Origin of the sequence: Catellatospora methionotrophica, from assembly GCF_011297335.1 — a bacterium.
GTDB lineage: Bacteria > Actinomycetota > Actinomycetes > Mycobacteriales > Micromonosporaceae > Catellatospora > Catellatospora methionotrophica.
This window is the reverse complement of record NZ_JAAOTJ010000006.1, coordinates 223,872-250,284: the sequence shown is the minus strand read 5'-3', so window position 1 is coordinate 250,284 and position 26,413 is coordinate 223,872. Positions and strand designations below refer to the sequence as shown.

22 protein-coding genes and 2 pseudogenes are annotated in these 26,413 nt (G+C 72.0%); all 24 read right to left on the bottom strand.

The window, feature by feature from the left end:
- Nucleotides 1-52: 52 nt before the first annotated feature.
- The 24 genes and pseudogenes from HAV40_RS17380 to HAV40_RS17265 all read right to left on the bottom strand — a co-directional run bounded on the left by HAV40_RS17380 (nt 53) and on the right by HAV40_RS17265 (nt 26,234).
- Nucleotides 53-937, bottom strand: coding sequence for an RluA family pseudouridine synthase (locus tag HAV40_RS17380; RefSeq protein WP_166382667.1), 885 nt, complete (start codon nt 935-937; stop codon nt 53-55).
- 44 nt (nt 938-981) lie between these two features.
- Nucleotides 982-1,644: a signal peptidase II gene (gene lspA, locus HAV40_RS17375; RefSeq protein ID WP_166382453.1), complete on the bottom strand. Its 663-nt coding sequence runs from the start codon at nt 1,642-1,644 to the stop codon at nt 982-984.
- A gap of 33 nt (nt 1,645-1,677) precedes the next feature.
- Nucleotides 1,678-2,112, bottom strand: a complete 435-nt coding sequence (locus tag HAV40_RS17370) for a TraR/DksA family transcriptional regulator (protein ID WP_166382665.1) — start codon at nt 2,110-2,112, stop codon at nt 1,678-1,680.
- A gap of 586 nt (nt 2,113-2,698) precedes the next feature.
- Nucleotides 2,699-4,177, bottom strand: coding sequence for a potassium/proton antiporter (locus tag HAV40_RS17365; RefSeq protein ID WP_409364930.1), 1,479 nt, complete (start codon nt 4,175-4,177; stop codon nt 2,699-2,701).
- Between the two features lie 14 nt (nt 4,178-4,191).
- The gene (locus HAV40_RS17360) at nt 4,192-4,512 is read right to left on the bottom strand and encodes a DUF167 domain-containing protein (RefSeq protein WP_166382449.1); all 321 of its coding nucleotides are present in this window, start codon (nt 4,510-4,512) and stop codon (nt 4,192-4,194) included.
- Nucleotides 4,513-4,612: 100 nt separating this feature from the next.
- A complete protein-coding gene (locus HAV40_RS17355) occupies nt 4,613-5,272 on the bottom strand; it encodes a hypothetical protein (protein ID WP_166382447.1) in 660 nt (219 codons plus the stop codon).
- Between the two features lie 337 nt (nt 5,273-5,609).
- Entirely contained in the window at nt 5,610-6,395 is a 786-nt protein-coding gene (locus HAV40_RS17350; RefSeq protein WP_166382445.1) for a DivIVA domain-containing protein, read from the bottom strand.
- Between the two features lie 60 nt (nt 6,396-6,455).
- Nucleotides 6,456-6,746 carry a YggT family protein gene (locus HAV40_RS17345; protein WP_166382443.1) on the bottom strand — a complete coding sequence of 97 codons (291 nt, stop codon included), beginning with the start codon at nt 6,744-6,746 and terminating at the stop codon, nt 6,456-6,458.
- Between the two features lie 24 nt (nt 6,747-6,770).
- Entirely contained in the window at nt 6,771-7,547 is a 777-nt protein-coding gene (locus tag HAV40_RS17340; protein WP_166382441.1) for a cell division protein SepF, read from the bottom strand.
- Between the two features lie 167 nt (nt 7,548-7,714).
- Nucleotides 7,715-8,452, bottom strand: coding sequence for a YggS family pyridoxal phosphate-dependent enzyme (locus HAV40_RS17335; RefSeq protein ID WP_166382439.1), 738 nt, complete (start codon nt 8,450-8,452; stop codon nt 7,715-7,717).
- 213 nt (nt 8,453-8,665) lie between these two features.
- A complete protein-coding gene (ftsZ, locus tag HAV40_RS17330; protein WP_144121468.1) occupies nt 8,666-9,775 on the bottom strand; it encodes a cell division protein FtsZ in 1,110 nt (369 codons plus the stop codon).
- 284 nt (nt 9,776-10,059) lie between these two features.
- Complete coding sequence (locus HAV40_RS17325) at nt 10,060-10,875, bottom strand: cell division protein FtsQ/DivIB (RefSeq protein ID WP_166382437.1); 816 nt, start codon at nt 10,873-10,875, stop codon at nt 10,060-10,062.
- Nucleotides 10,875-12,344, bottom strand: a complete 1,470-nt coding sequence (gene murC, locus HAV40_RS17320) for a UDP-N-acetylmuramate--L-alanine ligase (RefSeq protein WP_166382663.1) — start codon at nt 12,342-12,344, stop codon at nt 10,875-10,877. The genes HAV40_RS17325 and murC overlap by 1 nt, the downstream gene beginning before the upstream one ends.
- Before the next feature lie 26 nt (nt 12,345-12,370).
- Complete coding sequence (gene murG / locus HAV40_RS17315; protein WP_166382435.1) at nt 12,371-13,501, bottom strand: undecaprenyldiphospho-muramoylpentapeptide beta-N-acetylglucosaminyltransferase; 1,131 nt, start codon at nt 13,499-13,501, stop codon at nt 12,371-12,373.
- A complete protein-coding gene (locus HAV40_RS17310) occupies nt 13,501-15,021 on the bottom strand; it encodes an FtsW/RodA/SpoVE family cell cycle protein (protein WP_166382433.1) in 1,521 nt (506 codons plus the stop codon). Before HAV40_RS17310 ends, murG begins: the two co-directional genes overlap by 1 nt.
- Before the next feature lie 174 nt (nt 15,022-15,195).
- Nucleotides 15,196-16,596 carry a UDP-N-acetylmuramoyl-L-alanine--D-glutamate ligase gene (gene murD, locus HAV40_RS17305; RefSeq protein WP_166382431.1) on the bottom strand — a complete coding sequence of 467 codons (1,401 nt, stop codon included), beginning with the start codon at nt 16,594-16,596 and terminating at the stop codon, nt 15,196-15,198.
- A 5-nt stretch (nt 16,597-16,601) separates the two neighbouring features.
- Nucleotides 16,602-17,711: a phospho-N-acetylmuramoyl-pentapeptide-transferase gene (gene mraY, locus HAV40_RS17300; RefSeq protein WP_166382429.1), complete on the bottom strand. Its 1,110-nt coding sequence runs from the start codon at nt 17,709-17,711 to the stop codon at nt 16,602-16,604.
- A complete protein-coding gene (locus HAV40_RS17295; protein WP_166382427.1) occupies nt 17,708-19,132 on the bottom strand; it encodes a UDP-N-acetylmuramoyl-tripeptide--D-alanyl-D-alanine ligase in 1,425 nt (474 codons plus the stop codon). Before HAV40_RS17295 ends, mraY begins: the two co-directional genes overlap by 4 nt.
- A gap of 56 nt (nt 19,133-19,188) precedes the next feature.
- Nucleotides 19,189-20,790: pseudogene (locus HAV40_RS17290) on the bottom strand (UDP-N-acetylmuramoyl-L-alanyl-D-glutamate--2,6-diaminopimelate ligase); the annotation flags it as partial.
- A gap of 37 nt (nt 20,791-20,827) precedes the next feature.
- Nucleotides 20,828-23,065 carry a peptidoglycan D,D-transpeptidase FtsI family protein gene (locus HAV40_RS17285; RefSeq protein ID WP_239085812.1) on the bottom strand — a complete coding sequence of 746 codons (2,238 nt, stop codon included), beginning with the start codon at nt 23,063-23,065 and terminating at the stop codon, nt 20,828-20,830.
- A gap of 76 nt (nt 23,066-23,141) precedes the next feature.
- A complete protein-coding gene (gene ftsL, locus HAV40_RS17280; protein WP_239085813.1) occupies nt 23,142-23,693 on the bottom strand; it encodes a cell division protein FtsL in 552 nt (183 codons plus the stop codon).
- Nucleotides 23,694-23,837: 144 nt separating this feature from the next.
- Nucleotides 23,838-24,792, bottom strand: a pseudogene (gene rsmH, locus HAV40_RS17275) (16S rRNA (cytosine(1402)-N(4))-methyltransferase RsmH); the annotation flags it as partial.
- 196 nt (nt 24,793-24,988) lie between these two features.
- The gene (gene mraZ, locus HAV40_RS17270; protein WP_166382420.1) at nt 24,989-25,420 is read right to left on the bottom strand and encodes a division/cell wall cluster transcriptional repressor MraZ; all 432 of its coding nucleotides are present in this window, start codon (nt 25,418-25,420) and stop codon (nt 24,989-24,991) included.
- A gap of 541 nt (nt 25,421-25,961) precedes the next feature.
- The gene (locus tag HAV40_RS17265; protein ID WP_166382418.1) at nt 25,962-26,234 is read right to left on the bottom strand and encodes a hypothetical protein; all 273 of its coding nucleotides are present in this window, start codon (nt 26,232-26,234) and stop codon (nt 25,962-25,964) included.
- Nucleotides 26,235-26,413 lie beyond the last annotated feature (179 nt).

Genomic DNA, 26,413 nt, shown 5'->3' with positions numbered 1-26,413 from the left:
CGCATCCCGCGTTCCTCTCATCCGGCCTCGCGCGCCGGGGCGCGAGCGCGTGTCAGCCGGCTTCGCGCAGCAGCGCGAGCGCCTGCGCGAGATCCGGTGGGTACTCGCTGACGAACCGGACCTCCAGTCCGGTGCCGGGGTGGGTGAAGCTGAGCTCCCGCGCGTGCAGCCACTGCCGGTGCAGGCCGAGGCGGGCGGAGAGCGTCGGGTCGGCGCCGTAGGTGGTGTCGCCTACGCAGGGGTGCCGCAGAGCCGAGAAGTGCACCCGGATCTGGTGGGTGCGCCCGGTCTCCAGTCTGACGTCGACGAGGCTGGCGGAGGGGAAGGCCTCCAGCGTGTCGTAATGAGTGATGCTGGGCTTGCCGCCGGACATCACCGCGAACTTCCAGTCGTGCGTGGGGTGCCGGTCGATGGGGGCGTCGACCGTGCCCCGCAGCGGGTCGAGGTGGCCCTGCACCACCGCGTGGTAGCGCTTCTCCACCTCCCGGTGCTTGAAGGCCCACTTGAGCGCGCTGTACGCGGTCTCGCTCTTGGCGACGACCATGAGCCCGGTGGTGCCGACGTCGAGGCGGTGCACGACACCCTGCCGCTCGGCCGCGCCGCTGGTGGCGACGGTCTGTCCCATCGCGGCCAGGCCGCCGATCACGGTCGGGCCGGTCCAGCCGGGGCTGGGGTGGGCGGCCACGCCGACGGGCTTGTCCACCACGACGATGTCGTCGTCGCTGTGCACGATCCGCAGGCCGTCCACCCGCTGGGCGACCACGACGGGGGCCGTGGGCGGGGCGGGCAGGGTCACCTCCAGCCAGCTGCCGCCGGTGACCTTGTCGGACTTGCCGCGGGCGACGCCGTCGACGGTGGCGTCACCGGCCTCGACGAGGGTGGCCGCCGCGGTGCGCGACAGCCCGAACAGCCGGGACACCGCCTGGTCCAGCCGCATCCCGTCCAGCCCGTCGGGCACCGGCAGGGACCGGGTCTCGCCGGTCACCACGTCGGGGCGCCACGGTCGGCGGGGACGGCCTGGGCGGGCTCGTCGCCGGTCTTCTTGTCCGAGGTGATGCGGGTGCCGTCGCGCTGGCGGCCCAGCAGCTCCAGCAGGATGGCCAGGCTCACGCCGCCGACCAGCGCCATGTCCGCGACGTTGAAGATCGGGAAGGCCTGGCCGTGCGGGTGGAGCACGCTGATGAAGTCGACCACGTGCCCGTGGAACGGGGCCGGGGCCCGGAAGATGCGGTCGGCCAGGTTGCCCACCACGCCGCCGAGCACCATGCCCAGCGCGAGCGCCCACGGCAGCGAGCGCAGGTGGCGGGCCATGAAGCCGATCCAGGTGAGCACGCCCAGGGCGATGATCGGGAAGATGTAGGTGTGGTCGGCGAACAGGCTGAACGCCGCCCCGCTGTTACGGGTCAGCGACATGTAGACCGCCCCGCCGAGCACCTTGATCGGCTCCTGCGGGTCGAGCTTGGTCGCCCACTCCTTGGTGGCGATGTCCAGCGCCAGCGCGAACACGGCCATCCCCGCGAAGACCGTCAGGGCCTTGCCACGCCCGATCCGAGGTGGGGAGTGCTCCGGTTCCCGCTGGTTGTCCTGCTGCACCGACACACTCCCCAAGTCACCGGGCGCGGACGCGCCCCTTCGTACGATCATGCCGGGTCGGCTGTCCCGGCCGGGAACCGGCCCTCAGCGGCGCTCTTCCAGCTGCTTGCACGTCACGCACAGGGTGGCCGACGGGAACGCGGCCAGCCGCTCCACCGGGATCGGGTTGCCGCACTTCTCGCACCACCCGTAGCTGCCCTCGTCGAGGCGCTCCAGGGCGCGCTCGACCTGGGTGATCCGCTCGAGGATGTTGTTCGCGAGGGTGATCTCCTGCTCGCGCTCGAACGTCTTGGTGCCGGTGTCGGCCTGGTCGTCGCCGGCCGAGTCGGTGAGCCGGTCGCGCTGCAGTTCGGCGATCTCCACGAGCGTGTGGTCGTACTCCTCCTGCAGCTCGTCACGGCGCGCGGTGAGTGCTACCCGGATCTTCTCGGTCTCCGCGGCGCTGCGATCACCCTTCTTCGCCGCGGTCGCCTTGGCGCCCGTACGGCTGGCGGTCTTGGACTCGGCAGGTTTGACCATGGTCGCTCCCTCGGCCGCGGTCGTGGCGGCGCTCGGCGTTGCCTGGGCGGGGGGATTCTCTTCCGTCCCGGCGGCGGGCCGCCGGGTGGCCGTGGTGGTGGCGCGCGCCGACTTCTTGGCGTCAGCGGCCGCCGCGGCGGGCTTGGCCGCCGCCTTCCGCACGGGCGCGGCCGTCTTGGCGGCGCGCTTGGCGGTGGTGCTGTCTGAGGTAGCCGTCACCGTCTCCCCCTTAGCCGTGGCCGCCCCCGCGGCCACTGTCTTCACGGAGCGCTTGGGCGCCGCGGTGGTCTTCGCGACGGCCTTCTTCGCCGCCGCTCCGGTCTTACTCCCGCCTGCCCTCTCGGCCATGGCGTCCCCCAGATGCAAAACGGGCGCGCGGCTCACGGCGCGCACTCCAATAGGCTGGCAAGAATACGGAACGTATCGACGGTCCACAAACATGCCACGCACTGCCTGCCGAATTCCTGGAAGTACCCCGGAGCGACCCGGAGTATCCACAGAAAAGGCGCGGTTCATCGCGGCCGTGGCGGGCATTGCCGCGCCGACCGTCCCTTTCTGATGAATTTGGCAAAAGGGACGATATCACCTAGTCTCCGCGTTCTCGGCCGTCCTCTCCGAACCAGTGGGCCAACCGGCCACGCCGACTCACGGCACGCAGCCGCCGCTCGGCGTCGTCGCGTACCGCCTCGGTGGCGACAATAAGCAGACTGTCACCCGTTCGCAACCGTGTGTCGCGATCGGGCACGAATCCGGCACCGTCTCGCAGCACCAGCGTGACCGACGCCCCCACCGGCAGCCGCAGCTCGTCGAGGTGCACCCCGGCCAGGCCGGACGACGGCGGCACCTCGATCTGCAGCAGTTCGGCGTGCATCCGGTCCAGCGGGGCGGTCTCCACCCGCAGCTCGGTGGCCTCCCCCGGCGCGGTCACCCCGAGCCGGACCGCCAGCGCGGGCAGCGTGCCCGCCTGCACCATGGTGAACACCACCACCAGCACGAACACGATGTTGAACAGCGCCTCCGCCCCCGGCACGCCCTGCGCGAGCGGGATCGTCGCCAGCACGATGGGCACTGCGCCCCGCAGCCCCGCCCAGGACAGGAACACCTGCTCCCGCCACCCCACCCCGAACCCGGTGGCGCTGACCAGCACCGACATCGGCCGGGCCAGGAAGGTCAGCACCACTCCCACCAGCACCGCGGGCACCAGCATCTCCACCAGGCCGGGCGGCGAGACCAGCAGGCCGAGCAGGACGAACAGGCCGATCTGGGACAGCCAGGCCAGGCCGTCGGCGAACCCCAGGATCGCCTGCCGGTGCGGCAGGCGTGAATTGCCCAGCACCACGCCCGCGGCGTACACGGCCAGGAAGCCCGAGGCGTGCACCACCGCGCCGCCCGCGTACGCCAGCACGGTCAGGCCGACCGCGGCCAGCGGGTAGAGGCCCGCGGCGGGCAGGGCGGCCCGGCGCAGCAGCTCACGGCCCACCAGCCCGACCAGCAGTCCGATCACCGCACCAGCCGCCAGCTCGTACGCGATGAGCAGGGTCTCCTGCCACCACGGCCCGATGCCCTCCGGGCTCGACAGCAGGATCACCAGCAGCACCACCGGGGCGTCGTTGATGCCCGACTCCGCCTCCAGCGTGGCGACCAGCCGGGGGCGCAGCCGCAGCCGCCGCAGGGTCGAGAAGACCGCGGCCGCGTCGGTCGACGACAGCACCGCGCCGATCAGTGCCGCGGTGCGCCAGTCCCAGCCCAGCAGGAAGTGGCAGACCACGGTGACCACCACCACGCTCACCACGACGCCCAGCGTGGCCAGGGTGGACGCCAGCGCCAGCACCGGGCGCAGCGTGGTCCAGCGGGCGGTGAGGCCGCCCTCGGCGATGATCAGCACCAGGGCGCAGGTGCCCAGCAGGCGGACCAGCTCCGCGTCGTCGAACCGCAGGCCGAACACGGACCCCAGCAGCACGCCCAGGGCGAGGTAGACCAGCAGACTAGGCACGCCCAGGCGGGTCGACCAGCGCACGGCGGCCACCGCGACGAGCAGCACAGCGGCCCCGATGAGCAGGGCCATGTCGAGGTGCGCGATCACCGGCCCGCCTCGTGCAGCGCGCTCAGCCGCGCCGCCAGATCGGCGGGCGGGGTCTCGATCAGGAAGAGCTTGTCCCGGCTGGCCAGGCCCGTACGCAGCGACACGGTGGCGGTGGGCAGTGCGAGCGCCTCGGCCAGCGCGCGCCGGGCGGCTTCGGTGGCCCGGCCGTCGACCGCGGGAGCCTGCACCGCGACGATCAGGGCGGTGCCGTGCGGGCCGGGATACGCCCCGCCGACCCGGGTCCGGCCGGCGCCCGGTTTGACCCGGACCGCGACGACCGCGGGTTCCGTCACCGCCGGGGACCGATCACGTGCCATGACCCATTGTGCCGGAAGCCCCTTCCGGCATCGTGGCGGACCTCGCTGTACGGCCCCGGCGCGCCACCCGTGAGGACGGCGCGCCGGGCTTTCGTGACGGTCAGACCCGGCGGGCGTCGGCCAGCAGGGCGCTGTCCGGCTCGCAGAGGCCGCAGGGGCTGAACCCGAGGTCCACGGCCTCGGACACCGGAAGCGGCTCGCACGGCCGTCCCAGCAGGTGCACGCACCCGGCCACGTGGTAGCGCGGCCGCCCGTCGATCACCAGCACGTCCGCCGACATCCGCGCGATCCGCGCCGCGTCCGCCGGGGAGATCCGCTGCGCCACCGGCTCGTCCGGCGGATCCTCGTCGTCGAAATCGTCGGCCCGCCCGCCCGCACCCTGCGCCGGCAGCACGACCTCGGTCTGCTGGTATCCGGACACGGGTTCGGTGTCGGTGCGGCCGAGCACCGGCTGGCGCACCGGCTCGTCGTCCCAGTCGTCCCGCTCGGGAACGCGGGGCGGCACCACAGCCCGGCCGCCGGCACGCCGGCCGGCCGGTTCGTCATCCTCGTCACCGTCGAACTGCTCGTCCTCGTCTTCGTCGAGGAGACCGGCCGCGGCTCGCGCGGCAGCAGCCTGGCGCGCGCCCACCACGAGGGCGACCGCGGCCAGCAGGCTGGTGCCGATCGAACCGACGAGCAGACCGCTCGATCCGTCCGTGAGGCCCAGCACGAGCAGCACAACGGCAACGAGGATGAGCAGCAGACTTGCGACTATCACAGCTCACCCCCGCCGCGTCGGCTAGATCCAGGTTCGGTCCGGTCCGGGACACGCTCCTGGGCAACACCCGGGGGGAAGCGCTCACGAACCGGCCGTATCGCTACCGGGGCGGGAGGGTCCCGCACCGGCGAACCCGGGGCGCCGCGCCGTTTCACGGCTCGGAGGCACCCAGGCTCGTTTTCTATCTCCGTGCGAACGGCAGCGTTCGAGGGGTGAGGCTGCCGCGGTGACTCTGGCTGTGCGTGAGGGGTGAAACTCCGGCGGTCGGACCGCCGTCACTCGGCGCGTCCCCGGCGGCCCGCCGACGCGGACCGCCATGGGACGTGGCCGGGGTCGGTCAGCGACCGTTGAAGGATCCGGAACCCGAGCCCGCGGCGGCCAGGCCACCGCCGGCCGGCCGGTCCTCGCCGCGGCCGATCTCGGCCTCCAGGCTCTGACCGCGGCCTTCGAGGTCGCGCAGCTGGCTCTCCAGGTACGCCTTCAGGCGCGTACGGTACTCCCGCTCGAACTGCTTGAGCGTGTCGATGTGCTGCTGCAGCGCGGTGCGCTTGGCGTCCAGGCCACTGATCGCCTCCTGGTGGCGCTGGCGGGCGTCGCGCTCCAGCGCGTCGGCCTTCGCCCGGGCGTCCCGGGTGACCTCCTCGGCCTTGGAACGGGCCTCGGACAGCACCTTGTCGGCCTCGCGGCGCGCGTCGGACACGTGGTCGTCGGCGGTGCGCTGGGCCATCATGAGCACGCGCAGCGCCTGCTGCTCGCCCTCGGGGCCGGACATCGCCGCCGCGGCCGCCATGCCGCCGCCGCGCAGCTGCTCCAGCTCGTTCTGCATGGCGCGGGCAGCCTGCTCGGCCGCGGACTTGTCGCGCTGCATGCGGTCGAGCTGAGCCTTCATCTCGTTCAGCTCCGCCGCCAGACGCGGGTCGGGGCCGCCGGGGCCGACCGGCTGGCGGCCACCGCCGCCGCGCTCGACCTGCATGCGCAGTTCGCTGTTCTCTTCGATCAAACGGGCGAGTTCGCGCTCGACCTCATCGAGGAAGGCGTCGACCTCCTCCTCGTCGTACCCCCGCTTGCCGATCGGAGGCTTTTTAAAGGCGACGTTGTGCACGTCGGCCGGGGTGAGCGGCATCGAAACTCCTCGGGTCAGTCGCGGCCGCGTTGAGAACCCGATCCTCGGGTGGGGGTCACCCTAGATCAGTTTCTCGACGATGTTCATCAGCACTAAAAGGATAATCAACAGGACGATGGAACTCAGGTCGATGCTCACGGTACCAATGCGCAACGGTGGGATCACACGCCTCAACGCTTTGAGAGGCGGATCAGTGACGCTCCACACGACCTCGAGCGCGGCAGCGGACCCCCGCACAGGCTGCCAGCGCCGGCTGAACGAGAGCACGTAACCCAGCACGAACCTGGCCAGGAGCACCAGGTAGAAGATGTAGATCGCGAGGTACGCGACCTGCAGCACAGGCGAAAACACGACAGTCGGAGTCCCTCGCTAGGACTAACTCTGGTTGAGGTACCCGCCCTCGGCGATCTTGGCCTTGTCCTCGGCGGTTACCTGGACGTTGGCCGGTGAGAGCAGAAACACCCGGTTGGTGACGCGCTCGATCGTACCCCGCAACCCGAATGCGAGTCCCGCCGCGAAGTCAACCAGACGCTTGGCGTCCGCCTCGTCCATCTCCGTCAGGTTCATGATCACCGGTGTGCCGTCCCGGAACCGCTCCCCGATCTGCCGCGCCTCGTTGTACGTGGTGGGGTGCAGCGTGGTGATCTGCGGCCGCCGGTCGTCGTCCGCCGTGGCCGCCACCCGCTGCTGCGGCTGTGCCTGCGGCGCGAGCGCCAGGTTGTCCCGGGTCGCCGTCGTGCCCCCGCTCATCGCCGACCCCGTGGACGGCGCCGCGGTCAGCGGACGGGTGATCGGGCGGACCGTGGCCCGCTCGGCCCGCGCCGCCTCCAGGCGTGCCTCCACGTTCAGCCGGGTGGCCTCCGCCCGCGCCGACTCGCGCGCCGCCTCCAGGCGTGCCGAACCGCTGCGGTCCGCCGCCATCCGGGTACGCGGGACCGACGGCGCCTCGTCGAGGTCGTCATCGTCCTCGAAGTCGTCGTTGTACCGGCCCCCGTCACGCGAGTACCGATCCTCCGCCCGGTCGCCGCGGCGACCTCCGCGGTCGCGGTAACCGGAGGAATACCCCTTGTCGTAGGCAGGCTCGTCGTACTCGTGCTCGTCATCGTCCTCGACCAGCCCGAGCCACACACCCGCCTTACGCAGTGCGCCCATTGCCGCGCCCCTCCGTCCGCCGTGCGGCACAAACCCCCGTGCCTGTGCCGCTCTCGCGCAGACACCAGCTCTCTATCAAAGCCCGCCACCAAGCCAGTGCCTGCTGCACGTCATCATCAGTCACGTGGGTTAACCACACTCGTGTAATTTCGGTGCCAGCCGCCAGGCTACCGCAGGGGTGGTCGCATTCCGAGCAATGCGCTGCCGATGCGCACATGTGTCGCGCCGCACGCCACGGCCTCGTCGAGATCGTCGCTCATACCCGCGGATACGACCGTCGCATCAGGAAACTCCGCCCGCACCAGCGCGGCGCACCGGGCCACCTCGGCGAAGGCCCGATCGGGCGCCCAGTCCAGCGGGGCCACCGCCATCACGCCGCGCAGCCGCAACGCGGGCGAGCCGGCGATCGCCCGCGCCACCCGCAGCATCGCCCGATCCGGATCGTCACCGGCGGGCAGCGCGCCGCCCCGGTCCGGATCACCGTCCACACTGAGCTGGACCAGCGCGTCGAGCGGTCCCGGCCGGCCCTCCTGCGCCGCCCGCGCCGCCGCGGCCCCCAGGGCGTCCGCCAGCCGCACCGAGTCGACCGAGTGCACCATCGCGGCGTACGAGGCCACGGAGCGGGCCTTGTTGCGCTGTAGCTGCCCGATGAAGTGCCAGCGCAGGTCCACCCCTGCGGCGGCCGTCTCGGCTGCCTTGGGGGCGGCCTCCTGGTCGCGGTTCTCCCCCACGTCGGCCACCCCGAGCGCGGCCAGGTGCAGCACGTCGGCGGCGGGGTAGGTCTTGGTGACCGCGACCAGAGTGATCTCGGCCGGATCGCGCCCGGCCTTCGCGGCCGCGGCGGCGATGCGCTCGCGTACCGCCGCCAGGTTCGCCGCGATCTGCCCGCGCCGCTGCTCGTCCATCAAGATCCACTCCAGGTACGAAGAAAGCTCCGGCCATGCTGTTCTTACCGCATGACCGGAGCCTCGCTCACGACCGCCCCTCGACCGTCAAGATCGCCATTTCGTGGCAAAATCTGCGGCCTGACCGCACCTTCTGACCCGAAACAGCGATCTTCGGCCGAAACCGGCTGCCTACGAACCGTTCTTCAGGCCGAGCCGACTGCTCCTGAAGAACTACGAACCGTTCTTCAGGAAGTCCGGCACGTCTACGTCGTCGAAGAGGACCTTGCGCTGGGACTGGGCAGGGGGCGTGCTGGTGGGGGTCGGGTGGCGCAGGGTCGGCGCCTCGACCGGCGGGGTGACCTTGCGCGGGATCTCGACCGGCTTGTAGGACGGCGAGCCGCCGTCGAAACCGGCCGCGATCACGGTGACCCGCACCTCGTCGCCCAGCGCGTCGTCGATGACCGCACCGAAGATGATGTTCGCGTCCGGGTGGGCCGCGTCGGTGACCAGCTGCGCCGCGTCGTTGATCTCGAACAGGCCGAGGTCGGAGCCGCCCGCGATGGACAGCAGCACGCCGCGCGCGCCGTCCATGCTCTGCTCCAGCAGCGGGCTGGAGATGGCGCGCTCGGCCGCCTCCACCGCGCGGTTGTCGCCGCGGGCGCTGCCGATGCCCATCAGGGCGCTGCCCGCGCCGCTCATGACGCTCTTCACGTCGGCGAAGTCGAGGTTGATCAGACCCGGCGTGGTGATCAGGTCGGTGATGCCCTGGACACCGGACAGCAGCACCTGGTCGGCCTGGCGGAACGCGTCCATCATGGTGATGCCGCGGTCGCCGAGGGCCAGCAGCCGGTCGTTGGGGATCACGATGAGCGTGTCGCACTGGTTGCGCAGCTCCTCGATCCCGGACTCGGCCTGGACCTGGCGGCGCTTGCCCTCGAAGGAGAACGGCCGGGTGACCACGCCGATGGTCAGCGCGCCCAGCTTGCGGGCGATGTTGGCCACCACGGGCGCGCCGCCGGTGCCGGTGCCGCCGCCCTCGCCACAGGTGACGAAGACCATGTCGGCGCCCTTGAGCACCTCCTCGATCTCGTCGCGGTGGTCCTCGGCGGCGTTCTTGCCCACGTCGGGATTGGCCCCGGCGCCCAGGCCGCGGGTCAGTTCCCGGCCCACGTCGAGCTTGACGTCGGCGTCGCTCATCAGCAGCGCCTGCGCGTCGGTGTTGATGGCGATGAACTCCACGCCCTTGAGGCCGACCTCGATCATGCGGTTGACGGCATTGACGCCACCGCCGCCGATGCCGACGACCTTGATGACCGCGAGGTAATTGTGCGGAGGTGTCATCGGACCCTTCCTTCGAGGCTCTGGTGCCACAAGGGCGAGGGCTGCGCCCCCACCCGGCCTTGCTTGCCGCAATGGCGGAGGCGGAACTCCGGTCATTGCCACTCCGGCAGCGGTGCGGGGTGGGAACCCTAAACCTCTACTAGAGCCTTACGGTTATGTCAATCATTGTCTTGTACGGAAACGTAAGCGTCGGCACGCTGTGATCCAAGGACCACTGCGGCGTGTCTCGCCTTCCACTATGGAGACCTCGCGCACGCCACCGCGGCCGAGCGCCGCGGAACCGGTCAGCCGAGGGTCACGACCTCCGGTGCGCCGCTGACGTCGATGCGCTTGTCCGGCTTGGCCAGCAGGGAGTCCGCCGCCTTCGCCTTCCAGTCGCTGTTCTCCGCGTCGCCCCAGGTCACGACCTTGTCCCCGGACAGTTCCAGCCGGATCCGGGCCGGTCCCTCGACGACCAGGGTGACCAGTTGGGAGCGCAGCCGCTTGGTCAGCGACCGCAGCACCTCCAGCGCGGACCGGGTCGAGACGTCCTGCGGGCCCGGCGTCGCCAACTGCACCCGCACGACTCCGGACGGGACGCTGGAGACCGTACGGTAGATCACACCATGATCATCGAATAGATCATACTTGTTTCCGTGCGGCACCGCGCCGACCGGCGTCCGCTCGACCACCTCGATGACCAGAGTGGACGGCCAACTGCGGGACACGGTGACCTCCCGGGCCGGGGCCAGCGCGGCCACCCGGGCGCGCACCGCCTCGGTGTCCACGCGGGCCAGCGGCGTGCCGCCGGGCACCGCGGCGGCGGCGCGCACCTGGTCGGGCTCCAGGATCAGCACGCCCTCCACCCAGACCTCGCGCACCCCGAGCACCGGGGAGGCGAACACGAGCCAGCCCAGCAGGCCGACCACGGTGAGCGCGCCGGCGGCCAGGCCGAGCCGGGCCACGATCTGCCGGTTGCGGCGCACCCGGCCGGCCCGCGACAGCGGGATCCGGGTACGCCGCATGAACTGCCGAACCCACGGCGGAACGGCGTCGGTGCCGGCCCGTACGAGCCGCCAGCGCCGCCGCGATCCGTCGCCCGCGTCCGACCCCTCCGGCATCAGCCCAGCTCTCGCGCGTCCGGTGAGGCGTGGCGGGCGACGTACCCGTTCGGGGAGATGGGGTCGCCGCGCTCGGCCAGGGCCGCCATCAGCTCGTCGCCCATCAGCGAGATCGGCGGCGCGCCCATGGTCACCACGACGTCGCCCTCGCGGACCCGGTGGACCACCTCGCCCGGCACGTCCTCCCAGGACGGCACGAAGATCTTCTGCTCGGGCGGCAGCGGGACGGCCGCGGTCAGCGCCACCCCGCCCTCGCCCGGCTCGCGCACCTCGCCGGGGCCGAAGACCTCCATGATCACGGCCTCGTCGGCGAGCCCGAGCGCGGTGGCCATCTCCTCCTGCAGGTCCCGGGTGCGGTACATCCGGTACGGCTGGAAGACCACCACCAGGCGGCCGTCCCCGGCCACCTCGCGCAGCGTGTGCAGGGCGGCGGTCATCGAGGTCGGGTGGTAGGCGTACTCGTCGTAGACGCGTACGCCGTTGACGATGCCCTTGAGCTCGAAGCGGCGGCGGACGCCGGGGTGCGCGGCCAGGCCCGCCGCGATCACCTCGGGGTCCACGCCCAGCTTGAGCGCGGTCAGCACGGCCGAGGCGCTGTTGAGGCCCAGGTGGCGGCCGGGCACCGGCATCGAGAACTCGCCCAGCGCCTGCCCGTTGAGCGAGGCCAGGTAGCGCACGCCCGCGGCGGTCGTGGTGATGTCGGTCAGCCGCAGGTCGGCCTCGGGCGACTCGCCGTACGTGAACACGGTGCGCCCCAGCTCGCGCAGCCGCGCGGCGACCCTCGTCGCGCCCGGGTCGTCGGCACAGGTGACCACGAAGCCGTCCGGCTCGACCAGGGTGCCGAACTCGACGAACGCGTCCTCCAGGTTGGCCAGCGTGCCGTACGTGTTGAGGTGGTCCTCCTCCACGTTCGTGATGATCGACACGTGCGGCCGGTACAGCAGGAACGACCGGTCGCTCTCGTCGGCCTCGGCGACGAAGAACTCCCCGGTGCCGTGGTGGGCGTTCGAGCCCACCTCGGAGATCTCCCCGCCGATCACGAACGACGGGGCGAGCCCCGCCTGCTGCATGATCAGGGTGATCATGGAGGTGGTGGTGGTCTTGCCGTGCGTGCCCGCCACCGCGATGGTGCGCCGCCCGGTCATCGAGGCGGCCAGCGCCTCGGAGCGGTGCAGCACGCGCAGCCCGCGCCTGCGCGCCTCGGCCAGCTCCACGTGGTCGGCCGGGATCGCGGTCGAGTAGATGACCGTGTCCACGCCGTCCAGGTTCGACACGTCGTGGCTCATGTAGATCGTGCCGCCCAGCGCCCGCAGCGCCGCCAGCGCGGGCCACTCGCGCAGTTCCGAACCGGACACCGGCACGCCGCGGGTCAGCAGCAGCCGGGCCAGTCCGCTCATGCCGACGCCACCGACGCCGATCATGTGCACCCGGCCCAGGTCCTCCGCGGTGAGCACACCCGCCGGGATCATCTCCGCCGTCTCCACTGCACGCCTCCCTAGTTTCGCTTCGCCGTCGCCAGCGCGTTCAGCAGGAACGAGCGCAACTGCTCGTCGCCGTCCCGCCGCCCGTACGCCGCCGCCGCGTAGCCCATCGTGGCCAGCCTGGCCTGGTCCGTCACCAGCGGCAGCACGTTCTGCTCGATCCACTGCGGGGTCAGCTCGGCGTCGTCGACGATAAGTCCACCACCAGCCTCAACGACCGGGAGCGCGTTGCGCCGCTGCTCGCCGTTGCCGTACGGCAGCGGAACGTAGATCGCGGGCACCCCCAGCGCGGCCGTCTCCGCGCAGGTCATCGCGCCACCACGGCACAGCGCCAGGTCGGCGGCGGCGTAGCCCAGTTCCATCTCGTTGATGAACTTGACCCGCACGTACGGCGCGGCCAGGTCGCTCGGCACGTCGAAGTCCTCGTTGCGGGCGCCGATCACGTGCAGCACCTGCACGCCCGCCGAGGTCAGCGCCTTCGCCGAGGCGGCCACCGCCAGGTTGATCGAGCGGGCGCCCTGCGACGCGCCGAACACGAACAGCGTCGGGCGGTGCGGGTCCAGCCCGAAGTGGGCACGGGCCCGCTCGCGCAGCGCGACCCGGTCCAGCGTGGTGATGGACTGCCGCAGCGGCACACCGACCACGGTCGCGCCGCGCAGCGACTCGTCCTGGCGCGGCTGGTGCGGGAAGCCGACCGCCAGGTGGTCGGTGAAGCGCATGCCCATCTTGTTCGCGACACCGGCGGGCACGTTCACCTCGTGGATCACGATCGGCGTGTGCCGCCGCCAGGCGGCCAGGTAGGCCGGGACGGAGACGTAGCCGCCGAAGCCCACGACCGCGTCCGCCTCGACCTCGTCCAGGACCGCGCGCGCCGCCTTGGTGGACCGGAACATCCGGTCCGGGGTGCGCAGCAGGTTCATGTTCACCGAGCGGGGCAGCTGGTACGCCGGAATGTGCCGCAGGTCGTAGCCGGCCGCCGGGATCAGCTCCGTCTCCATGCCGCGCGGCGTGCCCAGGCACGTGATGCGCACGTCCGGGTCGTGGCGGCGCAGACAGTCCGCGAACGCCAGCAGCGGGTAGATGTGCCCGCCGGTGCCACCACCGGCCAGCACCACCGACCGCAACCGGCCGTCACCTGACACCATCACCGTCTCCTCTCACCCGGGCCACTCGTCTTGCCGGACCGTCCCGGCGCACCGCCCGAACGGCGGTCCCCCGGGGACTGTCCCGCGGTGCGCGAGACCGGCTCCTTCGCCTGCGGCTCGCGCGCCTTGGCCACCCCCGTCGCCGCGGTCGGCGACGCCGCCGCGTCGGCGGGTCGCGCCGGGGACGGCAGGGGTGGCAACGGGGCCCACACTAGCTGGGCCCACTTCGGGGCCGGACGGGCATGCAGGGCTCGGGCCGCATCCGGCTCCGCGCGGGCGAACGACGCCAGCATGCCGACCGCCGCCAGGGTCACCACCAGGGCCGTGCCGCCGTCGGAGATGAACGGCAGCGGCAGCCCGGTGATCGGCAGCAGCTTGACCACGCCGCCGATGTTGATGACGGCCTGCGCGACCAGCCACAGCGTGACCGCGCAGGCCGCCATACGCCGGAACGGGTCGTTGACCCGGCGGGCGATGCGCAGCCCGGTGAAGGTCAGCACGGCGAACAGCGACAGCACCACCATGCAGCCCACCACGCCCAGTTCCTCGGCGATGACCGCGAAGATGAAGTCGTTGTGCGCGCTGGGCAGCCAGTTCCACTTCAGGCTGGACTTGCCCAGCCCGACCCCGAACCAGCCGCCGTCGGAGATCGCCAGCAGACCCTGCTTGGACTGGTAGCACGTGTCGTCGTTGGCGGTACAGGTGATGATCTCGGCGTCGGTCTGGAAGAACGCGCCGAACCGGTCCGAGCGGTAACCGCCCAGGCCCGGCGCGACGATGAGCAGCGCGATGCCGGCCAGGCCGGTGCCGATCAGCATGCCGAAGTAGCGCATCGGCGTGCCCGCCGCCCAGAGCAGGCCGATGAACAGGATCAGCAGGCACAGCATGGTGCCCAGGTCGGTGTAGCCGACGAGCACGAACAGCAGGCCCACCAGCGGGAACAGCGGGGTGAAGAGCTCTTTCAGCCGTACGATCGAGTTGCCCTTGCGGGTCAGCACGTCCGCGCCCCACAGCACCAGCGCGAACTTGGCCAGTTCGGAGGGTTGCAACTGGATCGGGCCGATGTAGAGCCACAGCGTCTCGGAGTGGATGAAACCGATGCGCGGCTCGGGCAGCGCCTTGGACGCGTGCAGCAGCGCGATGCCGTCCATCAGCACCAGCAGCACGATCGACACGGTCAGCGCCACCGGCGCCATCGCCCGGAAGGTGCGCCGCGGCAGCCGCTGGCAGACCCAGAACGCGGCCAGGCCCACCACGGCGGCGATGACCTGCTGCGCGATGACCGCGAACGCGTTGCCGCTGGCGCTGTACGCCGCGACGCTGGTGGCCGAGTAGACCATCGCCAGGCCGATCATCAGCAGCAGGCCCGCGCTGGCCAGCAGCAGGTAGTACGAGGCCAGCGGCCGCGACAGCAGCCCGCGCAGGGCGGCCAGCCAGGTGAACAGGTCCACCCGCAGCACGCGGGCAGCCGGCGGGCCCGCCGATTCGGGCGGGGCGGCCGTACGGGCGTCACCGGTCATCGAGAGGACTCCGATCTCGGCCGCTGCGGACGGGGTGCTGTTCTGTTGTGCGGTGGGGTGCTTCGGCCGAGTCGGCTGGCGCGCCCGACCCCGCTTGGGATCGACGCTGGCCTATCACATCGAGTTTGATCTCGTTTATTTCGATGTGATAGGCCAGCGTCGATACAAAACGGGTCAGCTCGCTGGGGTCGGTAGGGCGTGGACCGCTTCGGCGAACGCGTCGCCGCGGCGGGCGTAGCTCGGGTACATGTCCAGGGAGGCGGCGGCGGGCGCGAGCAGGACCGTGTCGCCCGGCTGCGCCAGCCGGGCGGCCGCGTGCACGACCTCCGCCATCGCCCCATCATCCGTGCGGGCGACGTCCACCACGGGCAGGTGCGGCGCGTGTCGCGCGAGTGCCGCGGCGATCTCGGCCCGGTCCACGCCCAGCAGCACCGCACCGGCCAGCCGGGGCGCGATCCGCGCCGTGAGCTCGTCGATGTCGACGCCCTTGAGCTGTCCCCCGGCCACCCACACGATCCGCTCGTACGACGTCAGCGACGCCTGGGCGGCGTGCGGGTTGGTCGCCTTGCTGTCGTCGACCCAGGTCACGCCGCCGACCGTCGCGACCTTCGCGTTGCGGTGCGGCTCGGGCACGTACCCGGCCAGGCCGCGCTGGATCGCCTCGTGCGGGACGCCGACCGACAGCGCCAGCGCGGCGGCGGCCAGGGCGTTGGCCACGTTGTGCGCGCCGACCGGGCGGATGTCTGCCAGGGTGGCCAGCTCGTGGGCGTCGCCGTCGCCGGTGCGGTCCACGAGCACGTCCTCGACCACGCCCACGCAGCCGCGCGGCGGCACGTCGAGGGTGAACCCGATGACGCGGCCGGGCACGCCGGTCGCGTGCAGGCCCTCCAGCAGCGCCCTGACGCGCGGGTCGTCGAGGTTGCCGACCGCGGTGCCGCCGGTGGCCGCCGAGCGCCATACGGTCGTCTTGGCCGCCGCGTAGTGGTCAAAGCCGCCGTGCCAGTCCAGGTGGTCGTCGGCGAGGTTGAGCAGCGCGCCGCCGTGCGGGGCCAGCGTCGACGACCAGTGCAGCTGGAAGCTGGACAGTTCGACGGCCAGCACCTCGTAGCCGCCGGGGCCGCCGGCCTGGGCGTCGACCAGCGGCACGCCGATGTTGCCCAGCGCCGCGGTGCGCAGCCCGGCCGCGCCGAGGATCGAGGCCAGCATGGTGACCGTGGTGGTCTTGCCGTTGGTGCCGGTGACCGCCAGCCAGCGCGGCCCGTCCGGCTTGCGCAGCCGCCAGGCCAGCTCCGGCTCGCTGTACACGTCGATCCCGGCGGCCGCGGCCGCCCGCGCCAGCGGGTGGTGCGGCGGGAATCCCGGGGACACGACGAGGTCGTCGATCCCGGACAGCAGCTGCCCGGGGTCGGGCTCGCCGATGACCACGGTGAAGCCGGCCTCGGCGAGCCGCTCGGTCTCCGCCGAGGCGGCCCGGTCGACCAGCGTCACCTTGGCGCCGAGGCCCGCCAGGGCGGTGGCGCAGGCGGCTCCGGCCACCCGCGCCCCGGCCACCAGCACCGAACGGCCCTCGTACATCGATGTCACCCCATCACACGCAGGAAGTCGCTGTAGAAGATGCCCAGGCCGATCGCCACGCCGATGCCGCCCACGATCCAGAACCGGACGACGATGTTGACCTCGCTCCAGCCTGCCAACTCGAAGTGGTGTTGCAGCGGCGACATGCGGAAGACACGTTTTCCGGTCGTCCGGAACGAGATCACCTGGATCACCACCGACATCGTGATGATGACGAACAGGCCGCCGATGATGAGCAGCAGCAGCAGCGTGCGCGTCGACATGGCCAGGCCCGCGATGAGGCCGCCGAGCGCCATCGAGCCGGTGTCGCCCATGAAGATGCGGGCGGGCGAGGTGTTCCACCACAGGAAGCCGACCAGCGCCCCGGCCGCCGCGGCGGCGATCATCGCCACCTCCAGCGGGTCGCGGACCGCGTAGCAGTAGTTGCTCGCGTTGGACGCGTAGCCGGACGTGTCGGCGCACCAGTGCTGGTACTGCCAGGCCGCGATGAAGCTGTACGCCCCCAGCACCATCACCGAGGTGCCGGTGGCCAGGCCGTCCAGGCCGTCGGTCAGGTTCACGCCGTTGGTGGCGCCGAGCACCACCGCCACGAACAGGATGATCGCGCCGACCTTGCCGATGTCCAGCCAGTCGATGTCGCGAATGAACGAGAGCTTGGTCGAGCCGACGGTCTCGGTGTTCGAGCCGGGGTCGCTCAGCGCGATGACGCCGAACACCGCGCCGACCAGCAGCTGACCGAGCAGCTTGCCGCGCTTGTTCAGGCCGCCGCTGTTACGTCGGCGCACCTTGAGGAAGTCGTCGATGAAGCCGACCGCGCCGGAGAACACGAACAGGCCCAGCAGTACCAGCGCGGTGATGGTCGGCGTGATCTGGGCGATCTGCTTCTCGGGCAGGGTGGTCAGGCTCAGGTGGGCCACCACGTACGCGATGACCGTGCCGAAGATGAACACCACGCCGCCCATCGTGGGCGTGCCCTTCTTGGACAGGTGGGACTGCGGCCCGTCCGTGCGGATGGGCTGCCCGGCCTTGAGCCGGGTGAACGCTTTGATGGCTAGGGGGGTGCCGAAGAGGGATACCGCGAACGCCACCAGGATCGCGACGATGATCGATCTCATCGGTGGCCGTCTCCGTCACTCGCGCCCGCGAGGGCGCGCGTCTCGCGCAGTGCGTCCACCACATCCCAGGTTCGGTATCGCGAACCCTTCACCAGCACGACGTCTGCGGACCGCAGCCGCTCCCGCAGCACGCCGATCGCCGCGGCCTGATCGCTGACCAGCACCGACTCACCTTCCCAATGCCGCACGGAGGCCGCGCCGTCGAGGATCGGCGCGGCTGACTCGCCCACCACGATGAGCAGGCCGACGCCGAGCGTAGCCGCCAGCGCTCCCACCTCCGCGTGGCCGTCGCGCTCCGCGGGACCGAGCTCGGCGTGGTAGCCGAGCACCGCCACGGTGCGCCGTTCGTCCTGACCTGCGCCGCCGAGGGTGCGCAGCGCGCGCAGCGCCGCCGCGGTCGAGGCCGGATTCGCGTTGTACGAGTCGTCGATGACCGTGACACCGTCGGCACGGTCGAAAACATCCATCCTTCGGGTCGACACGGCGCGCAACCGGGCCAGCGCCGCGGGCAGTTCGGCCCACGGCATGCCACAGCGCAGCGCGACCGCCGCGGCCAGCAGCGTGTTGCCGACCTGGTGGGCGCCGGTCAGACCCAGCTCCACGCGCGCGGACTCGCTTCCTCGCACCACGGTGTACGAGGGACGCCCGCGCCCGTCCAGTTCCACGTCCACGGCCCGCAGGTCCGCGTTGTCAGCCTGACCCACCAGCACCGACGGCGCGGCGGTGACGCCCGCCATCGCCGCCACCCGCGGGTCGTCGCCGTTGAGCACGGCCAGGCCGGCTGCGGGCAGGGCCTGCACGATCTCGGACTTGGCCAGGGCGATGCCCTCGACCGAGCCGAACTCGCCGATGTGCGCCACCCCGACGTTGACCACCACGCCGATGTGCGGCGGGGCGATCTCGCAGAGGTCCTTGATGTGCCCGATGCCGCGCGCGCCCATCTCCAGCACCAGGAACCTGGTGTCCGTGTCGGCTTTCAGCGCCGTGTACGGCAGCCCCAGCTCGTTGTTGAACGTGCCCGGCGGGGCCACGGTCGGGCCGAGCCCGCTCAGCAGCCCGCCGATCAGGTCCTTGGTGGTCGTCTTGCCCGACGAGCCGGTGATCGCCACGACCGTCGTGTCGAGGCGGTCCAGCACGGCGCGGGCCAGCCGGGCCATCGCGGCCAGCGGGTCGGCGACCACGATCGACGGCAGCTCCGCGACCGGGCGCGTGCCGAGCAGCGCGGCCGCACCGGCGGTGGCGGCGGCCGGGGCGAAGTCGTGCCCGTCGGCCTTCTCTCCCGCGAACGCGACGAACAGGCCGCCGGGCGCGAGTTTGCGGGAGTCGAACTCCACGGTGCCGGTCACCCGCGCCTGCGGGTCGCCGCCGTGCAGCGTGCCGTCGACGGCGGCGGCGATCTCGGCCAGGGTCAGCGGGATCATCGGCCCTCCTCCTGCTCGGCGGCCGCGTCGGCCGGGTGCTGTTGGTCGGCCGCGCCCCGCGGCCCGGTGCCCGCGCCGAAGCGGGCGGTCAGCGCGGCGGCCAGTTCGATCCGGTCGTCGAAGGGCAGCACCTCGGCGCCGACCTCCTGGCCGGTCTCGTGGCCCTTGCCGAGCAGCGCGACGACGTCGCCGTCCTTGGCCCGCTCCACGGCCTCGGCGATGGCGGCCCGGCGACCGGCGATCTCCACGACCTCGGCCGCGAACCCCGCCGTGCCCGCGAGGACGCCCCGGCGGACCACCGCCGGGTCCTCGGTGCGCGGGTTGTCGTCGGTGACGATGAGCAGGTCGGAGCCGCGTGCCCCGGCCTGCCCCATCAGCGGGCGCTTGCCGGTGTCGCGGTCGCCGCCCGCGCCGAGCACGCAGATCAGGCGGCCGCCGCGGGCGTCGGCCAGCGAGCGCAGCGCCAGCAGTGCGGCCTCGATCGCGCCGACCTTGTGCGCGTAGTCGACGACGCCGACCACCGGGCCGGGCGCGTCGACCTGCTCCAGCCGACCGGGCACCCCCGGACAGGCGGCGATGCCGTCGGCGGCGGTGCGCGGGTCGACCCCGACCGCGGTGAGGCAGGCCAGCGCCAGCAGCGCGTTGGCGACGTTGTGCAGGCCGGGCAGGCGTACTCCGGCGGGCACCGGGCCGGACGGGCCGAGCGCGGTGAAGCGCTGGCCGAAGTCCTGCTCGGCGACGTCGGCGGCGCGCCAGGTGGCAGCGGGGTCGCCGAGCGCCGAGTAGGTGACGGTGGCGGGGCGGCGCAGTGGCAGCAGGGCCGGGTCGTCGAAGTTGAGCACCTCGACCCGGCAGCGGCCGTCGAACAGCCGCGCCTTGGCCCGGAAGTAGTCCTCGCTGTCGGGGTGGAAGTCCAAGTGGTCGGAGCCGAAGTTGGTGTATCCGCCGACGGCGAAGCGCACCCCGCCGACCCGGCCCAGCTTCAGCGCGTGGCTGGACACCTCCATCACCACGGCGGTGACGCCGTTGTCCCGCGCCAGCGCGAACAGCGCGTGCAGGTCGGTCGCCTCGGGGGTGGTGCGCACGCTGGTCACGGTCAGCTCGCCGAGCCGGGTCTCCACGGTGCCGATCAGGCCGGTGACGTGCCCGGCGGCGCGCAGCCCGGACTCGACGAGGTACGCGGTGGAGGTCTTGCCGGCGGTGCCGGTCAGGCCGATGACGGTCAGCGCGGCGGTGGGCGAGCCGTAGACGGCGTCGGCGACCGGTCCCAGCGCCTCCCGGGCGTCCGCGACGACGAGCACGGGCACCCCGGCCGCGAGCGCGGGGGCGGCCCCCGGATGGGCGGCTCCGGCGGCGTCGGTCAGCACGGCGACCGCTCCGGCGGCCAGCGCCTGGCCGATGAACTCCGCGCCGTGGCGGCGCGAGCCGGGCAGCGCCGCGTACAGGTCACCGGGCCGCACCTGGTCACCGGCGTGGGTGATGCCGGTGACCTCGGCCGCCAGCGCCTCGGGCGGGGCCGCGCAGACGGCCTCGGACAGGCTCGCGAGCGTGGCGAGGCCGACCGGCGCCACGCGGGCGGGCCGCAGCGGGGCGGCGGTGGAGCTGAGTTTCCCGGGCACGGCGTCAGACCTTACCCGCTGGCTCATGACCCACCGCACACCTGTGCCCGCTGTGTCTGACTTCTAATGACATGAATCAGTAAGTCGTGACGAACTTGGGCGAGGCGATGGTGCTCGGCAGCACCTTGAAGTGCCGCAGCGTGAACGCCATGATGTCGCGGAAGGCCGGCCCGGCGACCTTGCCGCCCGCCCCGACGCCCGGCGTCTTGACGAACACGGCCACCACGTAGCGCGGGTTCTCCGCCGGGGCCATGCCGATGAACGAGCCCACCTCGCCCTTGACGTACTTGCCGTTGAGCACCTGCGAACCGGTGCCGGTCTTGCCGGAGATGCGGTAGCCGGGCAGCGCCGCCGAGCGGCCGGTGGCCTGGTCGACGGTGGTCACCGCCTCCATGATCTCGCGCAGCGCGGCGGCGTTCTCGGCGCTGATCACCCGGTGCGACTTGACCGGCGCGGGCAGCGTCACCTTGCCGTCGGGCGCGATGGTCTTCTTGATCAGGTGCGGCTGCACCCAGACGCCGTCGTTGGCGATCGCCGCGTACGCCGCCGCCATCTGCAGCGGCGTCACCGCCATCTCGTGGCCGATCGGGATCGAACCGTACGAGGTGCCGCTCCAGTTCTCGGGGGGCTGCAACTGGCCCGACGACTCGCCGGGCACCCCGATACCGGTGGGCTGGCCGAGCCCGAACAGCTTCTGGTACTCGTACAGCTTCTCCGCGCCCAGTTTCTCGGCGACCTTGATGGTGGCCACGTTCGACGAGAACGCCATCAGGCCCGGCAGCGTGATCTTGGTGCCCTCGGCGAACTGGTGGGTGTCCCAGTAGACCTGGTTGCCCTTCTTGATCGACGGGCCGATCTTCACCGTCGAGTCGGGCTCGATCACACCCTCCTGCAGCGCCGCCGACAGCACGATCGCCTTGTGCACCGAACCCGGGTCGACCACCACCGAGGTGGCGTTGTCGGCCAGCTCCTCGGGTTTGGCGGCGCTGTGGTTGGCCGCGTCGAACGTCGGGTAGCTGGCCTGCGCGACGACCTCGCCGGTGCTCGTGTCGAGCACCACCGCCGCGCCCCAGACCGCCTTGACCTTCTTCATCCCCTCGAACAGGATGTGCTGCGCCTGGAACTGCACGTCGCGGTCGATGGTCAGCATCAGCGAGCTGCCCGGCTGCGCCTTGATCTCCTGGCGGAACCCGCCGGGGATGGGCTTGTTCAGGTCGCCGTTGCCGGTCTCGTACCGCAGCTGCCCGTTGCGGCCGCGCAGCACCTGGTCGTAGCGTGCCTCGACCCCGGCCAGGCCGTTGAGGTCGGTGCCGGTGAACCCGATGAGGTTGGCTGCCAGGTCGTGCCCCGGCAGGTCGCGCCGCTCGTCGCGGTCGACGATGATGCCCTTGAGTTTGAGCGCGCGCACCATGTTCGCGTCGTCCACGTTCAGCCCGCGTAGCAGCCAGCGGAAGCGGACGGGTTTACCGCTGACCTCCTGCTTGCCCTTCTGCAGCAGCGGCTCGATCTCCGAGGGCGCCTTGCCCAGCAGCGGCGCGAGCAGCCCGGCCGTCGCCTTGGGCTCCTCGACCAGCTCGGGGTCGACCGCGACGAAGCGCGCCTCCACGCTCTTGGCCAGCACCGCGCCGGTGCTGTCGAAGATCGAGCCACGCGGCGCGGGCAACGTGATCTTGTCGAGCCGGTCCTCCAGCCCCTGCGCGGCGAACGCGGGCGCGTCGGCGAGCTGGAACTGCACCAGCCGCACGCCGATCGCCGCGAACAGCAGCAGCGCCAGGGCGGTGGCCAGGCGCAGCCGGCGGCGCGGCTCGCCCATCTTCGGCGGGTCGGGCGGCGGGGCGGCGGGGCGCTGGCGGCGGTCCTGGGGACGGCTGCGTCCGGCGGCCGGCCGGTCCGCGCGGCGCGGCTCCCGGGCGCGGGCGGCCTGCGTACGCCCGATGAATTCGCGGTCGGGACGGCCGCGGCCCGCGGGTGCGGTCCGGCGGCGGGGCGGCGGCTCGACGTCGAAGTCGCCGTCACCGAGGTCCGGATCTTCCTGCGCGCGGCGCGGGCGGCGGTTCGCGGGGGCGCCGGTGACGCGGCCCAGGCGCTGCGGCGGGCGGCCCTCCTCGGCCCGGCCGCCGCGCACCATGCGCAGCTCGGCCCGGCGGCGCTGCAGTTCGGCATCGGCCTGCGGGTCCGCCGCGGCGTCCGCGCCGTCGCCGGTGCCGCCGTCGCGGGTGGTCCGGCCGCGCGGCGTGAAGGCCCGCGCGTCGCCGATGCCGCTGCGGCGGTTGCGGCCGCGGTCCTCCGGCTCGTCGGTGTCGCGTCGCGCCATCGTCGCCCCTTCTACGCCCTACCTGCGGACAGGCTCCGGCACGGCCCCGCGTGGGGGCCATGCCGGAGCCCTACGCTCACTGGCTGGTGATGCTCGGCTTGCCGGTGGCCGGCTGCGGTACCCCGATGATCTTGCCGTCGGGCAGCCGGATGAAGGCGGGCGAACCCGCCGGGACCAGGCCCAGCCGCTTGGCCGCCGCCTCCAGGCGACCCGGCGACTCCGCTTCCGTGATCTCCTGCGTGATCTGCTGCTCGCGCAGGTCGAGTTGCGCCTGCTGCTTCTTCAGATCGGTCAGCTGGATGCCGCCCTCGGCGATCTTGGTGTTGAGCACCAGGATGCCGAGCACCCCGGCGACCACGACCAGCACGATGAGCAACACGAACGGCGTTCGCGGCGCCGCCACCGGCACCGGCGGAGCCAGCCGCAGCCGCGGCCGCCGCGCTTCCGGCGACGACACGGCCTCCGGCTGCACCGCCAGCGCGGCACTGCCCACCGTCCGGTAGCGATCCCCGGAACGGCCTTCCTCCATCGCCCTCGCATCGAGGTTCGCGGCCCGACCCCCCGGTCGCGACGCCCCCTGCGCTGGCGTTGTGCTGCGGCGCGATGCCCGCAGCGGTGTCACGTTCATCCCTACCCCCTTTGCTCGCAGCTTGCCGGTCCCCCGGTCAGGGACCCTGGTCTGTGTCACGCGGAGCCCGCTTCGCGGCCTTCTTGGCCGGTCGCCCGACCTCGGCCCCGTTCCGGCGGGCACCTTCGTCCTCGATCAACTGCACGGCCCGCATCCGCACCGACGCCGCCCGCGGATTGCGGGCCACCTCGGCCTCGGAGGCCATCTCGGCCCCGCCCTTGGTCAGCAGGCGCAGCGTCGGCCCGGTGCCCGGCAGCTCGACCGGCAGATCCACCGGTCCGGTGCTGCGGGCGCGGGCCGCGAAGGCCTGCTTGGTGATCCGGTCCTCGAGTGAGTGGTACGACAGCACCACCACCCGACCCCCGGGCTCCAGCACGTCGATCGCGGCGGGCAGGGCACGCTCCCACGTGGACAGCTCGCCGTTGACCTCGATGCGCAGCGCTTGGAACGTCCGCTTGGCCGGATGTCCCCCGGTACGCCGGGCCGGTGCCGGGATCGAGTCCCGCACCAGCTCGGCCAGCAGGGCCGATGACGTGATCGGCGCCTTGTCGCGCTCGCGCAGGATCGCCGCCGCGATCCTGGACGCGAACTTCTCCTCCCCGTACACCCGCAGCACGCGGGTCAGGTCCGGGTGGGAGTAGCTGTTGACGATCTCCTGGGCGGTGACGCCCCTGGTCTGGTCCATGCGCATGTCGAGCGGCGCGTCCTGGGCGTAGGCGAACCCGCGGTCGGCCTCGTCCAGTTGCAGCGACGACACCCCGAGGTCGAACAGCACCCCGTCGACCTTCTCCAGGCCGAGCTTGCTCAGCACCAGCGGCAACTCGTCGTAGACCGCGTGCACCAGGTGCACCCGGTCGCCGAACCGCTCCAGCCGGCGCTGCGAGTGGGCCAGCGCCTCGGTGTCGCGGTCGAGCCCGACCAGGATCGTGTTCGGGTGCGCCAGCAGCACGGCCTCGGCGTGGCCGCCGAGCCCGGTGGTGCCGTCGACGTAGACGGTGCGCCCGCCGGGTGCGTGACCCGGCCGGTCCAGGGCGGGGGCCAGCAACTCCAGGCATCGATCAAGCAGAACCGGCACGTGTACGCCACGCGGCTCCACCATCTCGACCCCCCTGTTTTCGCTGTGCCTCGTCGTACCGCCAGATCCCCAACCGCTTCCCCGTTCCCACCCTCGTCGCGGCCGAGGATGAGAGCGATGCGCCTGGCGTCGGGGAAGTGACGCCAGGTGCCGGAGCGGGTGGAGATCTCGCGGTACGACTTCCGAGCCCGGCCGTCGAACGTGTGCCGGACCCCCGTCCTCACAGACCGCCGGGCAGCACCCCCTCCTCGATGTCGGCGAACTCGTCCTCGTTCGCCGCGAGGTAGTCGTCCCACGCCTGCTTGTCCCAGACCTCGACGCGGGTGCTGGCGCCGATGACCACGAGATCCCGATCCAGTCCCGCGTACTCCCGCAGGTGGCCCGGGATGGTTACCCGGCCCTGCTTGTCGGGGATCTCGTCGTGCGCGCTCGCGAAGAAGACCCGGCTGTAGGCACGGGCCGCCTTGTGCGTCATCGGAGCCTCGGCCAACTGGCCCGCGATGCGCTGGAACTCCGGCGTCGGAAAGACGTAGAGACAGCGCTCCTGCCCTTTGGTGATCACGACACCTCCTGCCAGCTCGTCACGGAACCGAGCGGGCAGGATCAGCCGGCCCTTGTCGTCGAGCCGGGGAGTATGGGTGCCCAGGAACAACGGCCCCCACCCCCTCCAGCGCCGACACCGCCGCCGTCTCGTTTCGCGGACGAGTCGCCGTGCGTTGCCTCCGGGGCCGGCGGACCATCCGGCCCGCCATTGCGCCCCACTTTACTCCACTTCCCTCCACGGTCAATGCGGATTCAGCCTTCCGGGTGGGGTTTCGCTCCACATAGGCGCAGCTCATGGCCGCAAACGACCAGTGGAGGGCGGCGCGGCGCGTTACCAAGGTCATCTTTTTGACACCCGGAGTGACCCCAGGAAAAAGCACCCTCCGTCTCCGCAGAGTCACCCGGAGGTGAAAATGCGGTGACAGAGGGTGCTTGGCAGCTATCTCTGGGTACCACTTAGTTATATGACCGTCGATCCCCCGTCGGTTACGGGGTCCGCTCTGTGTTGTTCCGAGGTGATGATCGGCGTTTCGTGTCCAAAAGTGGAGTCAGACCGCAGATGTCGACGCCAAACCGCGATCTTGCCGCGCGAACCGGTGCGCTCTCGCCGCGAACCGGCGATTCTTGCGGGCAGACCGCCGCGAGCGCGGTCAGTCCTCGGTGGCTTCGTCGTCGTCGGCGCGATCCTCGGCGCGTTCGGCGGGGACCTCGGCGGCCTCGTCGCCGACCGTGGCGTCCTGGCCGGCGGGTCGGCGCTGGTCGCGGCGGGACTGCCCGTCGGGCTGGGCGGTCGCGCTCGCCGAGGTCTTGGCGGTGGTGGGGGCGGGTTTGGCGGTCGGTGCGCCGAGCAGGCTGACCGCGGCGATACCGGCGCCCAGGCCCAGCAGCAGACGAGCCGGACGCCGCTCGGGGAGTTCGAGCACAGCGATGTCCTTCCAGGGGTGCGGCCCACCACTGTGCCAAGTGCTCGCCACCCGGCACGTGGTGCGCGGTCGCGCACAGCCGCTGTATCGTTTTACCCTTTGAGACCCGATTCGCGCAATACGCAGGGAAAACAGGAAGCGGGGCAGTGGTTCACGCCACAGGCCTGACGCCGTCCGGG